The sequence below is a fragment of the Rhizobium sp. Root483D2 genome (genome assembly GCF_001426685.1).
GTDB classification, from domain to species: Bacteria; Pseudomonadota; Alphaproteobacteria; order Rhizobiales; family Rhizobiaceae; genus Pararhizobium; species Pararhizobium qamdonense.
The window spans coordinates 257,054-269,966 of the sequence record NZ_LMFB01000041.1; the positions used below are offsets into that span (position 1 = coordinate 257,054).

Annotated in this window: 14 protein-coding genes and 1 tRNA gene; 7 read left to right on the forward strand and 8 right to left on the reverse strand. The window is 58.5% G+C overall.

Annotated elements, in window-relative coordinates; genetic code table 11:
* Window positions 1-155: 155 nt before the first annotated feature.
* The 4 genes from ASD32_RS26055 to ASD32_RS26070 all read left to right on the forward strand — a co-directional run bounded on the left by ASD32_RS26055 (window position 156) and on the right by ASD32_RS26070 (window position 2,670).
* Complete coding sequence (locus ASD32_RS26055) at window positions 156-1,061, forward strand: J domain-containing protein (RefSeq protein ID WP_060640922.1); 906 nt, start codon at window positions 156-158, stop codon at window positions 1,059-1,061.
* Window positions 1,062-1,064: 3 nt separating this feature from the next.
* A complete protein-coding gene (locus ASD32_RS26060) occupies window positions 1,065-1,412 on the forward strand; it encodes a chaperone modulator CbpM (protein ID WP_060640923.1) in 348 nt (115 codons plus the stop codon).
* A 71-nt stretch (window positions 1,413-1,483) separates the two neighbouring features.
* The gene (locus tag ASD32_RS26065) at window positions 1,484-1,882 is read left to right on the forward strand and encodes a VOC family protein (RefSeq protein ID WP_060640924.1); all 399 of its coding nucleotides are present in this window, start codon (window positions 1,484-1,486) and stop codon (window positions 1,880-1,882) included.
* A 431-nt stretch (window positions 1,883-2,313) separates the two neighbouring features.
* The gene (locus tag ASD32_RS26070; RefSeq protein ID WP_060640925.1) at window positions 2,314-2,670 is read left to right on the forward strand and encodes an endonuclease domain-containing protein; all 357 of its coding nucleotides are present in this window, start codon (window positions 2,314-2,316) and stop codon (window positions 2,668-2,670) included.
* A gap of 207 nt (window positions 2,671-2,877) precedes the next feature.
* On the opposite strand, the gene ASD32_RS26075 is transcribed toward ASD32_RS26070, so the two are convergent.
* The 5 genes from ASD32_RS26075 to ASD32_RS26095 form a co-directional block, all read right to left on the reverse strand.
* Window positions 2,878-3,060, reverse strand: a complete 183-nt coding sequence (locus tag ASD32_RS26075) for a DUF1508 domain-containing protein (protein ID WP_060640926.1) — start codon at window positions 3,058-3,060, stop codon at window positions 2,878-2,880.
* A gap of 330 nt (window positions 3,061-3,390) precedes the next feature.
* Entirely contained in the window at window positions 3,391-7,200 is a 3,810-nt protein-coding gene (locus tag ASD32_RS26080; RefSeq protein WP_060640927.1) for a vitamin B12-dependent ribonucleotide reductase, read from the reverse strand.
* Between the two features lie 640 nt (window positions 7,201-7,840).
* A complete protein-coding gene (locus ASD32_RS26085) occupies window positions 7,841-8,518 on the reverse strand; it encodes a hypothetical protein (protein ID WP_244490274.1) in 678 nt (225 codons plus the stop codon).
* A gap of 59 nt (window positions 8,519-8,577) precedes the next feature.
* Window positions 8,578-9,075, reverse strand: a complete 498-nt coding sequence (gpt, locus tag ASD32_RS26090) for a xanthine phosphoribosyltransferase (RefSeq protein ID WP_037095505.1) — start codon at window positions 9,073-9,075, stop codon at window positions 8,578-8,580.
* A gap of 39 nt (window positions 9,076-9,114) precedes the next feature.
* A tRNA-Leu gene (locus tag ASD32_RS26095) sits at window positions 9,115-9,199 on the reverse strand.
* A gap of 189 nt (window positions 9,200-9,388) precedes the next feature.
* On the opposite strand from ASD32_RS26095, the gene ASD32_RS26100 reads away from it, so the two are divergent.
* Window positions 9,389-9,646: a hypothetical protein gene (locus ASD32_RS26100; RefSeq protein ID WP_244490275.1), complete on the forward strand. Its 258-nt coding sequence runs from the start codon at window positions 9,389-9,391 to the stop codon at window positions 9,644-9,646.
* A 134-nt stretch (window positions 9,647-9,780) separates the two neighbouring features.
* Window positions 9,781-9,930 (forward strand): hypothetical protein, encoded by a 150-nt coding sequence (locus tag ASD32_RS29850; protein WP_156383364.1) that lies wholly within the window; start codon window positions 9,781-9,783, stop codon window positions 9,928-9,930.
* Window positions 9,931-10,139: 209 nt separating this feature from the next.
* On the opposite strand, the gene ASD32_RS26105 is transcribed toward ASD32_RS29850, so the two are convergent.
* Window positions 10,140-10,382, reverse strand: coding sequence for a DUF2188 domain-containing protein (locus tag ASD32_RS26105; protein ID WP_060640929.1), 243 nt, complete (start codon window positions 10,380-10,382; stop codon window positions 10,140-10,142).
* Between the two features lie 294 nt (window positions 10,383-10,676).
* On the reverse strand, window positions 10,677-11,276 hold the full coding sequence (gene wrbA / locus ASD32_RS26110) for an NAD(P)H:quinone oxidoreductase (protein WP_060640930.1): 600 nt from the start codon (window positions 11,274-11,276) through the stop codon (window positions 10,677-10,679).
* Between the two features lie 162 nt (window positions 11,277-11,438).
* Between wrbA and ASD32_RS26115 the strand changes: the two genes are divergently transcribed.
* The gene (locus ASD32_RS26115) at window positions 11,439-12,197 is read left to right on the forward strand and encodes a competence/damage-inducible protein A (protein WP_060640931.1); all 759 of its coding nucleotides are present in this window, start codon (window positions 11,439-11,441) and stop codon (window positions 12,195-12,197) included.
* Here the strand turns inward: ASD32_RS26115 and ASD32_RS26120 are convergent, their stop codons facing one another.
* Window positions 12,198-12,767 carry a hypothetical protein gene (locus ASD32_RS26120; protein WP_244490287.1) on the reverse strand — a complete coding sequence of 190 codons (570 nt, stop codon included), beginning with the start codon at window positions 12,765-12,767 and terminating at the stop codon, window positions 12,198-12,200.
* Window positions 12,768-12,913 lie beyond the last annotated feature (146 nt).

Consider the following 12,913-nt stretch of genomic DNA (forward strand, 5'->3'; position numbering starts at 1 on the left):
AAAGGCAGGCGCGCGCGTTTCCGCGCTGTTTTGTTTCGGCCTGCCGCCAGCGTCTGCTATTCCATTTTCATTGCCATCAGGTCCATTGCAAATGCTTGCTCTCGCACGCAGATGGCCTATCTTCACAGACACGACAACGCTTCGGCGGGAGCCCCATGGCCAACGACCCCTACAAGACACTCGGCGTGGCGAAGACCGCAACGCAAAAAGAAATTCAGAGCGCCTATCGCAAGCTTGCCAAAAAGCTGCATCCCGATCTCAACCCCGGTGACAAAAGTGCCGAAGATCGTTTCAAGACGGTCTCCGAGGCCTATTCCATCCTCGGCGACGAGGACAAGCGGGCCCGTTTCGACAAGGGCGAGATCGACGGCGCGGGAACCGAGCAGGCGCCGCGGAACTATTACCGCGAATATGCCGGCGCCCCCGGCGGCGACGCGCGTTACCAGAACAGCAGCGGATTCTCTGATTTCACCGATACCGACGATATCTTCTCCAGCTTCTTTTCACGGCGGGGGCCAATGCGCGCCAAGGGCAGGGATCTGCAATTCTCCATGGAGGTGAATTTCCTCGATGCGGTCAACGGCTCGAAGGAAAAGATCACGCTGCCGGATGGAGCCGTGCTCGATCTGCAGGTGCCGCCGGGCACGCAGGAAGGCCAGACGCTGCGGCTGCGCGGCAAGGGTGACCCCGGATCAGGCGGCGGCCCGGCCGGCGATGCGCTGATCGAGATCCACGTCCGCCCGCATCCCATCTTCACCCGCGACGGCGACGATATCCGCATCGACATGCCGATTTCGCTGCGCGAAGCGATCCTCGGCGGCAAGGTCAACGTTCCCACCATATCCGGCAGCGTCATGCTGACCCTGCCGCCCCATTCCAACACCGGCAAGACGCTGCGGCTCAAAGGCAAGGGCGCCGCCAAGCGCGGTGGCGGCAATGGCGATCAATATATCACGCTGAAGATCATGCTGCCGGAGACCGCCGATCCGGACCTGACCGCGTTCGCCACCACCTGGACGGCAGGGCAGGCCCACAATCCTCGCAAAGCCTGGGGAGATTGAGACATGGACCATCTGGAGTTTTGCGAGCGCCTCAGCATCGTTTCCTCCACGCTGACAATATGGATCGACCGGCAATGGATCATTCCGGAATTGACCGGGCCGGAATTGACCGGGCAGGAATTGACCGGGCAGAACGAGGCATTTCACGACGCCGATCTGGCGCGCGGCCTGTTGATCCTCGATCTCTCGCAGAGCATGGGCGTCAATCAGGACGGCATCGACGTCATCATGGCACTGGTCGATCAGGTTCACGGCCTGCGCTCCAAACTGCACGCGCTGACCGACGCGGTCCGCGAACAGGATGGTGATGTTGCCCGCAGTGTGGTGAGGAAGCTTGAGGGCATGCGATAGCGGGCGAGGGCGCGCTACCTGCTCGGCACTATGGCGTCACGCCGCATCCGGCATGACGGGAGGAGTTTTCAATGCGGCATAACTATAGCCTCGATCATTTCGCGCTTCTGGTCGGCGACCTCGAACGCAGCGTCGCCTTTTACACCGATATTCTCGGCTTTACCCCAATCGAGCGCTCCGGCAGCGCCAACGTCGCCTGGCTGACCATCGGCGGCCTCGACACGATCCACCTGATCGAGGGCGACTTCGGCACCACGCATCTGACCAAGGACACGCATTTTGCGCTCCGCATCGATGATCTCGACGCCTTCGTTACGGATATCGCCGCCAAGGGCGTGACGTTTTATGACTGGCCGGGAAATGTTGGGAAGATCGGCATGCGGCGCGACGGGTTCCGGCAGGCGTATCTGCAGGACCCGGATGGGTATTGGATCGAGATCAACGATCACACGCAGGCGGTTGCGGAGTAATTTTCTCCCCCTTGGCGGGGGAGAACGCAATTTCAGCATCTTGGCTTCAGCTAAGTGCTAGATTTTTCAGGTGAGGGGTGTTTGTGCGCCCATGCCTACCCCGCTCTTGCAATTTCTAACACTTAGCTAAAGCTAAGATGTTGAAATTGCTTTCTCCCCCGCCAAGGGGGAGATGCACCTCTAAACGCCGCCGGAAAAAAACATTGGTGAGGACGTACCTCTCCCCTTGCGGGAGAGGACACAAAATCAACATCTTAGCCGCAGGCTAAGTGTTAGATTTTGTTGGTGAGGGGCTCTGTTTGTGCCCCCATGCCTAACCCCTCACCTGAAAAATCTAGCACTTAGCTGAAGCTAAGATGCTGATTTTTCTTCCTCTCCCGCAAGGGGAGAGGTAGCTTTGCTGCACCTCCACACGCCTCCGGAAAACCTGCATGCACCGCAAGGTCCCCGATCCGCATCGTCATTTCGCCAGAACCATGCGCGCGGATGCGACTGTGGCGGAAAACCTTTTGTGGCAAGCGGTCCGCAACCGCCAGCTGGAAGGTTTCAAATTCAAACGGCAGGTGCCGCTTGACGGCTATATCCTCGATTTCGTTTGCTTCGAAGCGCGGCTGATTGTCGAGGTCGACGGATCTCAGCATGCGGAAAACTCGCGCGACCTTGTGCGGGATGCTTTCTTTCGCGGCCAGGGATTTCGGATCCTGCGCTTCTGGAACGACGAGGTCGTACAAAACCTCGACGCCGTTTGCCTGGCAATCCTGGCCGAATTGAAAAACACCGGCGAATGAGAGAGTTACCTCTCCCCTTGCGGGAGAGGACACAAAATCAACATCTTAGCTTCAGCTAAGTGTTAGATTTTGTTGGTGAGGGGGTCTGTTTCTTGCATCCATGCCTACTCTCATTCAATTTCTAACACTTAGCTGAAGCTAAGATGTTGAAATTGCTTTCTCCCCCGCCAAGGGGGAGAAAAGTCTATCGACATATCGGACCTCGCGTCAGGCCGGGGTGCAGGTCATGCCATTTCGCTTGGCATTGTCGATACAGTCACTGCGGTTCGAGTAGCCCTGTGTCGATGAGCCGACGATGCGGCCGTTTGCGGCCGTGCGCCGCCAACGCCAACCGTCGCCTCCCTGATAGATTTCCCAGGTGTCGCCATTTCTATCTTTGCAACTCGCCATTTCTTTCCTCCAATTCAAGTGCGAATCGAGAGGTATGGGATTCGGGAAAGGGCCTCCACCAATTAGATACAACTTTAAGATGATTTTAAGATTTTTGCATATTCATTTGCGGGATATGAGGTCAAAACAATATCTTAGCCGCGGTGTTGATTTTGTTGAATGGGATCAAATTCCTTTCCCGAACCTACCCCCCCTCTCTTGCAATTTCTAACACTTAGCTGAAGCTAAGATGTCGAAATTGCTTGCTCCCCCGCCAAGGGGGAGAAAAGTCAAAAAAATGGCCCGGGGATATCCCGGGCCATAGTCAGTCAGTCAATTGTCAGCACGCGATCAGCTGCACCCACTGGTCGCGCCACATGTGTCGCACTTCTCGCATGTGCCATTGCGCACCATCGTGAAATTCTGGCACTCGCTGCACATGTTGCCGGTATAGCCCTGTGCGATCGAGCGGATACGGCGCTCGGCTTCCAGCTTCTTGGCGCCCGACTTGGCGGCGGCGGCTTCGGCGGCTGCTTTGTCGGAGAAGAGCGCGGTGACATCCGGTTCGGTGCCGGTTTCGCCGGCGGTCTCGGGCTGCTCGACAGCGCGCTCTTCGTAATCGCGCTTGAAGGCGACGATTTCGGAAGTGGAGATCGAGACGGCGGAGACCGTTTCGAGTTTGCGGGCAGCGCTGCCGGAGAACGCAGTGACCGTGCCGCCCGACGATGCCTTGGCGGGAGCAGCTGTTGCTGCGCCCTTCGGCTCGCCGGACGTGCGGTCGACCTGGCCGCCGGAGACGAGCGTCGGCTTGTGGCCGCGGGTCCAGCCGGTGGAGAGCAGGTTGGTCTTGCCTTCCTGGATGCCCTTGCCGAGTGCGGTATTGCCGAAGTCGGACGTATCGACATGGGCAAGGTCGTGGCGATTCAGGTAGGAGACGGCGAGTTCGCGGAACACGTAGTCGAGGATCGACGTGGCGTTCTTGATCGCGTCATTGCCCTGCACCATGCCGGCCGGTTCGAACTTGGTGAAGGTGAAGGCCTCCACATATTCTTCCAGCGGCACGCCATATTGCAGACCCAGCGAGATGGCGATGGCGAAATTGTTCATCATCGCCCGGAAGGCAGCGCCTTCCTTGTGCATGTCGATGAAGATCTCGCCGATGCGGCCATCGCCGAATTCGCCGGTGCGCAGATAGACCTTGTGGCCGCCGACGATTGCCTTCTGGGTATAGCCCTGGCGGCGGTTCGGCAGCTTTTCGCGCTCGCGGGTGACCCGCTCGATGACGCGTTCGATAATCTTCTCGGTGACGGTGACGGCCTGGGCGGCAGCGGGTGCAGCCAGGAAATCCTCCATCGCATCCTCGTCCTCATCGTCCTCGATCAGCGAGGCGTTGAGCGGCTGGGAGAGTTTCGAACCATCGCGGTAGAGCGCGTTGGCCTTCAGCGCCAGCTTCCAGGACAGCATGTAGGCGGCCTTGCAATCTTCGACCGTCGCCTCGTTCGGCATGTTGATGGTCTTGGAGATCGCGCCGGAGATGAACGGCTGGGCCGCCGCCATCATGCGGATATGGCTTTCGACCGACAGATACCGCTTGCCGATCTTGCCGCAGGGATTGGCGCAATCGAAGACGGGCAGGTGCTCGGCCTTTAGGAACGGCGCGCCTTCCAGCGTCATCGCACCGCAGACATGCACGTTGGCCGCTTCGATCTCCTTCTTGGAGAAGCCGATATGCTCCAGCAGGTTGAAGCTCATATCGGCGAGCTGCTCGTCGCTGACCTTGAGCGTGTCCTTCAGGAAGTCGAGGCCGAGCGTCCACTGGTTGAAGACGAACTTGATGTCGAAGGCAGCCTTGGTGGCGCCGTTGATCGCTTCGATCTTCTCGTCGGTAAAGCCCTTGGCTTTCAGCGAGCCGGGATTGACCGCCGGTGCCTGGTTGATATTGCCATGGCCGACCGCGTAGGCCTCGATCTCGGCGATCTGGCTTTCCGAATAGCCGAGCGTGCGCAGGGCTTCCGGAACGGCGCGGTTGATGATCTTGAAGTAGCCGCCGCCGGCGAGCTTCTTGAATTTCACCAGAGCGAAATCGGGCTCGATGCCGGTCGTGTCGCAATCCATCACCAGGCCGATCGTGCCTGTCGGCGCGATGACGGAGACCTGGGCATTGCGGTAGCCGTGCTTCTGGCCGAGTTCCAGCGCCTTGTCCCAGGCAGCCTTGGCATGCGCCACCAGATTCTGGTCCGGATTTTCGGAATGGACCAGCGCCACCGGATCGACCGAGAGGCCTTCATAGCCCTGCGTTTCGCCATGGGCGGCGCGGCGGTGGTTGCGGATGACGCGCAGCATCGATTCGCGGTTCGGCTTGAAGCCCGGGAACGGGCCGAGCTTGGCGGCGATTTCGGCCGACGTGGCGTAGGAAACGCCGGTCATGATGGCAGTCAGGCTGCCGGCGATGGCGCGGCCTTCGGTGGAATCATAGGGGATGCCGGAGGACATCAGCAGGCCGCCGATATTGGCGTACCCGAGACCCAGCGTGCGGTACTCATAGGAACGCTCGGCGATTTCCTTGGACGGGAACTGCGCCATCATGACAGAGATTTCGAGAACCAGCGTCCAGAGCCGGACGGCATGTTCGTAATCGGCGATGTCGATATTCTTGGTGGCGGCATCCTTGAACTGAAGCAGGTTCAGCGAGGCAAGGTTGCAGGCGGTGTCGTCGAGGAACATATATTCCGAGCAGGGATTGGATGCACGGATCGGACCTGCGGCCGGCGAGGTGTGCCAGTCGTTCATGGTCGTGTTGAAATGCAAGCCGGGATCGGCCGATGCCCAGGCGGCGTGGGAAATCTGTTCCCAGAGGTCGCGGGCCTTCAGCGTCTTCATCACCTTGCCGTCCTTGCGGGCGGTAAGGTTCCAGTTTCCGTCAGCTTCCACAGCGCGCAGGAAGTCGTCCTTCAAAGAGACGGAGTTGTTGGAATTCTGGCCGGAAACCGTCAGATAGGCTTCCGAATCCCAGTCGGTGTCATAGGTCTTGAACTCGATATCCTTGTAGCCCTGCTTGGCGAACTGGATAACGCGCTTGACGTAGTTTTCCGGAACCTGGCTCTGCTTGGCAGCCTTGATTTCGCGCTTGAGGGCCGGGTTTTCCTTCGGGTCGTAGCAGGCGTCGTTTTCGGCCGAGCAATTGATGCAGGCCTTCATGATTGCCTTCAGGTGCTTGGCGACGATCTTGGACCCGGTGACGAGGGCTGCGACCTTCTGCTCTTCCTTGACCTTCCAGTTGATGTAATCCTCGATATCGGGATGATCGATATCGACGACGACCATCTTGGCTGCACGGCGCGTCGTGCCGCCCGACTTGATGGCGCCGGCGGCGCGGTCGCCGATTTTCAGGAACGACATCAGGCCCGACGACTTGCCGCCGCCCGAGAGCTTTTCGCCTTCGCCGCGCAGGTAGGAGAAGTTCGAACCGGTGCCGGAGCCATATTTGAACAGGCGGGCTTCGCGCACCCACAGATCCATGATGCCGCCTTCGTTGACGAGATCGTCACCGACGGACTGGATGAAGCAGGCATGCGGCTGCGGATGCTCGTAGGACGACTTGGATTTTACCAGCTTGTTGGTGAAGGGATCGACGTAGAAATGGCCTTGACCGGGGCCGTCGATGCCATAGGCCCAGTGCAGGCCGGTGTTGAACCATTGCGGGCTGTTGGGAGCGACGCGCTGGGTGGCGAGCATGTAGGCAAGCTCGTCGCGGAAGGCGAGCGCCGATTCTTCCGATGCGAAGTAATTGCCCTTCCAGCCCCAATAGGTCCAGGTGCCGGCCAGGCGATCGAAAACCTGGCGTGCGTCGGTTTCGGAACCGTACTGCTCGTCCTTCGGCAGATCCTTCATGGCGGCAAGGTCAGCCTCGGAGCGCCACAGCCAGGAGGGAACGGCGTTTTCCTCGACCTTCTTCAGGCGCGCAGGCACACCGGCCTTGCGGAAATATTTCTGCGCCAGGATATCGGCTGCGACCTGGCTGAACTGCGCGGGCACATCGATATCGGCCAGGCGGAACACGATCGAGCCATCGGGATTCTTGATCTCGCTGATGGCCTTGCGGAACTCAATTTCAGCATAGGCCGATTGGCCCGGCTTGGTGAAACGACGTTCGATCTGCATCTGTCCCTGTCCTTTGTTTGCCGCAGGCCCGAACCGCTTAGGCTCAGGGCGCAATTGTCCGCATCCGGCCGCAACGATGATTGCGCAGCCAGTTTCCGTTTTCCGCAGTGATGGGAAACCCGTCTCGGGAAACCCTGTATCTTGTGCTGATTGTGGCTGCAAACACTAAATATAGTATCAACAACTTACTTACGCCAGCGATTTGTGACGTGTTTGGCGCCTGGGGAGATCACAAAAAATAACCGTCACGCCCCGTGGATCATCCACCGGACAGTTTTGAAAACACAGACGATTTCCTCTGAAATGAACCGGCCTCGTTACTTTCCGGTCCCGCCGCCGCCGCAACGTAGAAACCATTAACGGCATTCGACCCGAGTCCGTCAAGGGCTGGTTTGTGTCGTAATTGCGAACACCAGATGTTGTGTGTGTGGCCTGTGGAAAACGGGGACAGCAGGCATATCCAGCAAAATCAGGCGCTTCTGCGGGTTCGCTCCAGCGCCGTTCGCAGCGGCAGGCAATTCCACGAAATTTTATGGGTAAGAAACAATAGTATATTTACCCTGATACCCTCCGGTCCTAGCCAGGAGGGACAAAATATGGCGCCAAGACAGGGTTGATTCGCGGCGTTATGCCGTCGGGATTAAAGTGCGTCGAGATTGATACCGATGGTAATGGCGCCGAGCGGTTTTCCCGTCTGGGGATCAGAAATGGTCAGGCTCGCCTGCGATTGCAGCATCTGGGTCGATTCGTCTTTTTCCGCCGCATCGACGAAAAGGACAGGGGACCCGGCAAGATACGTTTTTTGCCATTTCAGCTCATCGCCTTGCCAATAATCCGAACTGACCTCGCTCTCGCCGGCGGACAACCCCTTGGCATCAATCACCAGAATCTCGGTGATGACGCCGCCTGACGCAATCTGCTTGTCTTTGAGAAAGCGAGACAATTGATTACCGGTGACCGAGCCGATCAGCGGGCGGGCATCGCTCGAAAATTCGGTACGCCATGTTGCATCGAGTGCATCGATTGCCGTTTGGCTGAGGGTGGAATGGCGTAGGTTCTGGCTTTTCAAGGCGTCGATGATCAATGGGTCTTCGACCCACTGGCGGATATTGGCCTCGACATAGGCTGTCACCGGGGCAACGTGAACGTCGCTGGCGCTTGAGGGCGCAGCCTGTATCAGAAAGAGCGCTGCACTAAGCGCACTCGCAAAGAGGATCTTGCCCATGATGATCGTTTCGCCTTTGCGGTCCGGTGATATGGGCCTTCTGGCATCTGCGCACGCTGGTTCAATCGAACGGGCCAGCGTGTTGTTAAACAAAAACTATTCCGCATGCCTCAGGTGGCCGGCGGCAGAGGAGCCTGCCGGAAAACCATCCTTCAGCCGCGCGATCCCTTGGCGATCGGCTCCTGATAGGTGAAGCCCATATCCCAGGGGAAGTAGATCCACGTATCCTGGCTGACCTCGGTGACGAATGTATCGACCTGCGGCCGGCCCTTGGGCTTGGCATAGACGGCGGCGAAATGCGCTTTTGGCAGCATGGCGCGAACCACGGCTGCGGTCTTGCCGGTATCGGTGAGGTCGTCGATGATCAGAACGCCTTCGCCGCCATCGGCCTTCAATTCCTCCGAAATGCCCTTGAGCACATACATCTGCCCCTGTGCATCATAGTCATGATAGGAGGCGACGCAGACGGTCTCGATCAGCCGGATGTTCAACTCGCGGCAAACGATGGCCGCCGGAACAAGCCCGCCACGGGTAATACAGACGATCGCCTTCCACTCACCGCCATTGTCGGCAAGACGCCAGGCAAGCGCACGCGCATCACGGTGGAACTGGTCCCAGGAAACGGGAAATGCTTTTTCGGGAAGGGACATGCTCAAGCTCCAGTTGATCGAGGCATCCGGTTTCGGGATTGGTGCGGACGACGGGGGTCGAACCCGTACAGATTTCTCCGAGGGATTTTAAGTCCCTTGCGTCTACCAGTTTCGCCACGTCCGCCTGCTTTTCCTTTCAAACACTCCGGCTTTAAGGTCAATAGGCTGTTTTCTTAAACACGCGTGCACACACCATTTGATTGCGGTTAAGCAAGGATCGAGGAATCTCAAAAACCCCTCAAACCACAGGGTTTTGCTGAAGATCGTCCGGTCGTATATTTGCTTTGTGATCAAAAGCTGGGGCAAGCTTGATATGTTGGAAGAAATCCCATTGACGTGGAAGCCGATCCGCAACCGCTCGTTTGCCGGCATGCTCGGCCAGCAGGAATTGGCCTATGTGCTGCAGCATGACGGGCAGACCAGCTGGAAATGGATGGTGTCTGGCTGCAATGGCACGATACGGTACGATTTCCAGTCGGCTGAAACCCTGGACGAGGCCAAAGCTGCAGTTCAGGCCAGTATAGAAGAGTGGTTCCGGGTGGCAGGGCTGCTCAACAAGGCAGCATCATAGGTCCGGCTTTCCGGTACCGGCATGCACTCCGTTTGAAATCAACAGAAATGATCAATAGCAAGAACTCATAATTGCATTATAATTAACTAATATTATTATGGCTGCGGTGCCCGTCACAAACTATGAGGTCTCCGATGCCAGATAAAACGCATGTCACGGATCTTCTCTATGCCGCCAAACTTCTAGCGGATGCCGATCAGAATACGATTTTAAGCTATTTGATCTGCATGGCCCTCCTGGAAGCGCAGCAAAGCCCGAAAACAAAAAACGTGCAGGCAGCCTGAACCCGGTCACCGGGGCTGGCGCAATTAACCCTACCTGTGAAGGTTAATCAGAGGTTACGGTTGATGCCCCGCATCAGACAGGCTTTAACCGGTGCTGCCGAGGGAGGGATCTCGGCATTTTCAGCACCAAAACCATAGGCCCCTCTTCGGCGCCGGAGAGGGGCATCTGGTCTTATCGGTCGGTGTGCAAGATGTCTGCCAGGCCCGCCTTACTTGTCCTCGACCACGGCCTCCGGCCGGTCGCCGCCGTCGGCATGTTCATAATGCCATTCACCGCTCTGGTCCTGAAAGCTGATTTCCTCATCCTCGCCGCCGACCTGCTGTTCGGCTGCTGCGGCCTTTGCCGCTGCGACAGCCGTCTCGCGCGTCGGGAAGGCTTCGGAAAATACGCCGGAAAGCTTATAGGCCCATCCGCCGTCATGCTCGACAATTGCGTAAACCACTTTGGTCATTTCGTACTCCCTGGAGTGCGCCTCTTCCATATCGCATGGCATCGGCGTGACCGGACAGGAACGGCCAAAGGCTGGCAATCGTTCCCGTTGCCTAACCTTGCAGTGCGGATGACCGCATTGCACACCGGCGGTGCAAACTAACACGAACAACCGGCAATTTTCCACTTTTCCGCTTAGCTCCTGGAAAGCCTGGGCCTGCGGTCGTCGTCTATCTGCATTCTGCATCATGTGCGGACGCGAAAAGGGCGACCTTTCGATCGCCCTTGAGGTTTTTCATAGGGACCCGGTTGTTTCTCAGGCCGACAATTTGGCAGCGATCTTGGCGACATGGGCGCCCTGGTAGCGGGCGGCTTCCAGTTCGATTTCCGACGGCTGGCGCGCGCCGTCGCCACCGGTGATCGTCGAAGCGCCATAGGGCGAGCCGCCCTTGATTTCTTCCAGGCCCATCTGGCCCTGGAAGGCATAGGGCAGGCCGACGACGACCATGCCCTGGTGCATCAGGGTGGGGATGAAGCCGAGAATGGTGGATTCCTGGCCGCCATGCTGGGTTGCGGACGAGGTGAAGACCGAGCCGACCTTGCCGACCAGCGCGCCCTTCATCCAGAGACCGCCGGTCTGATCGACGAAATTGCGCATCTGCGATGCGACCGTCCCAAACCGTGTACCTGCGCCAAAAATGATGGCGTCGTAATCGGCCAGTTCGTCCGGGGTCGCAATTTCCGCGGCCTGATCGACCTTGAAATGGGAGGCCTTGGCAACATCGGCAGGCACCAGTTCCGGCACGCGCTTGACGGTGACGTCGGCACCGGCGGACTTTGCGCCTTCGGCGACGGCATAGGCCATGGTTTCGATATGTCCGTATGCCGAATAGTAGAGCACCAATACCTTAGCCATCGTATTCTCCTTTGAACTGGCAATTCCGCTTGATTGCCGCTGGACATAGGATCTATCAGTTTAGCTGTCCGTTGTCCGAAACGAAGCGGACGACAGACTGTTCGAGAATAAGAAACAGTCGGTTTTTTGACTGAACGATCTCAGTTTACACGGGACTTTCCGATGACCAGCGAAAAAATCGTCACCGCCGCCATGCTCGCCATTGGCGACGAACTGCTCTCCGGCCGGACCAAGGACAAGAATATCGGCCATCTGGCAGATGTGCTGACGCTCGCCGGCATCGATCTCAAGGAAGTCCGCATCGTCGCCGACGACGAACCGGCGATCGTGGCTGCGCTCAACGGATTGCGGGGCGAATACGACTACGTCTTCACCTCCGGTGGCATTGGTCCGACCCATGACGACATCACCGCCGATGCGGTGTCGCGGGCGTTCGGTGTCGAATGCATCCATGATCCGGAAGCCATGACCCTGCTTGGCGCCATGTACGAGCGGCGCGGCCTGGAGTTTACCGAGGCGCGGCGGCGCATGGCCCGCATGCCGAACGGCGCGCGTCACATACCGAACGCCGTTTCGACAGCCCCCGGCTTCATCATCGGCAATGTCCATGTGATGGCCGGCGTGCCGCAGGTCTTCCAGGCCATGCTGGATGCGCTTCTGCCAAATCTAAAGAGCGGTACGGTCGTCAAGTCGCGCACGGTCCGTTCTCCCTTTGGCGAAGGCGATATCGGCGGGCCGCTCGGCGACGTGCAGAAGGCGCATCCCTTCACCAGCATCGGCTCCTATCCGAAATTCGACGGCACGTCGTTTTCGACCGACCTCGTCATCCGCGCCCGCGACGAGGCTTTGCTCGATGCGGCGGAGGCCGATGTGAAGGCGATGATCGAGGCGATCGCAGCCTCGAAGAACAAACCGGAGTGATTACGGCGCGGGGGAAGCTGCGGCGATGGTGAATTTCTGATCGACGCTTGCCGACTTGCCGCTGTTCAAATCGTTGAAGTGAAAGCGCAGGACATAATCGCCGGCGGCAGCACCGCTGACATCCGTGGTCAGCGTCGCATAGATTTCCTGGTTGCGCAGGAAACTCGTGAAGGTGAAATTGCCGAATGCCTTCTGGTTGGCCAGCACTTCGCCGGAAGCGCTGAGAATGTCCAGATCGACCGTGAAATGGGTCTCCAGCTTTCCCGCAGCAGCCGCCGGCTTCCAGGTCAGGCCGATGGGCTCGACATAGGACACGAGTGCCTCGCCCGGCTTGAAGACCGGCTGCGGCTTGGGCTCATACATGGCATAGCCAACCGGCGCGGAGGCGACGAAGACCGCCTTGCCGATGGAAAAGGACAATGTCGCTGAAAACGTACCGACGGCCGCGCGCAGGGCGTCATGGGCACCGGTTGTGTCGCCGGAGGTTGCCAGCGTCTCGGCTTTCGACGCTGCCTCTGCCAGCGGTCCGGCACCTGCCGGACCTGCCATCAGCACCATGAGCGGGACCATTTTGATCGCGCCCGCCAAACCACCTCTTCGATTGCCGGTACGCATGATCTCTCCCTAATACACCCCGTGTGCGGATGTTCGGTATTTGCCGTCCGGAGTCAAGCAGGGCATCTGGGCCAAAAGATGATAATGTCACTCCACTTACT

Bases quoted from the DNA above. Each gene is read 5' to 3' on its own strand.
- ASD32_RS26120 (WP_244490287.1), bottom strand. From the start codon at position 12,767: ATGGTCCCGCTCATGGTGCTGATGGCAGGTCCGGCAGGTGCCGGACCG.
- ASD32_RS26060 (WP_060640923.1), top strand. From the start codon at position 1,065: ATGGACCATCTGGAGTTTTGCGAGCGCCTCAGCATCGTTTCCTCCACG.
- ASD32_RS26065 (WP_060640924.1), top strand. From the start codon at position 1,484: ATGCGGCATAACTATAGCCTCGATCATTTCGCGCTTCTGGTCGGCGAC.
- ASD32_RS29850 (WP_156383364.1), top strand. From the start codon at position 9,781: ATGCCAGATAAAACGCATGTCACGGATCTTCTCTATGCCGCCAAACTT.
- wrbA (WP_060640930.1), bottom strand. From the start codon at position 11,276: ATGGCTAAGGTATTGGTGCTCTACTATTCGGCATACGGACATATCGAA.
- gpt (WP_037095505.1), bottom strand. From the start codon at position 9,075: ATGTCCCTTCCCGAAAAAGCATTTCCCGTTTCCTGGGACCAGTTCCAC.
- ASD32_RS26075 (WP_060640926.1), bottom strand. From the start codon at position 3,060: ATGGCGAGTTGCAAAGATAGAAATGGCGACACCTGGGAAATCTATCAG.
- ASD32_RS26115 (WP_060640931.1), top strand. From the start codon at position 11,439: ATGACCAGCGAAAAAATCGTCACCGCCGCCATGCTCGCCATTGGCGAC.
- ASD32_RS26055 (WP_060640922.1), top strand. From the start codon at position 156: ATGGCCAACGACCCCTACAAGACACTCGGCGTGGCGAAGACCGCAACG.
- ASD32_RS26105 (WP_060640929.1), bottom strand. From the start codon at position 10,382: ATGACCAAAGTGGTTTACGCAATTGTCGAGCATGACGGCGGATGGGCC.
- ASD32_RS26070 (WP_060640925.1), top strand. From the start codon at position 2,314: ATGCACCGCAAGGTCCCCGATCCGCATCGTCATTTCGCCAGAACCATG.
- ASD32_RS26080 (WP_060640927.1), bottom strand. From the start codon at position 7,200: ATGCAGATCGAACGTCGTTTCACCAAGCCGGGCCAATCGGCCTATGCT.
- ASD32_RS26100 (WP_244490275.1), top strand. From the start codon at position 9,389: ATGTTGGAAGAAATCCCATTGACGTGGAAGCCGATCCGCAACCGCTCG.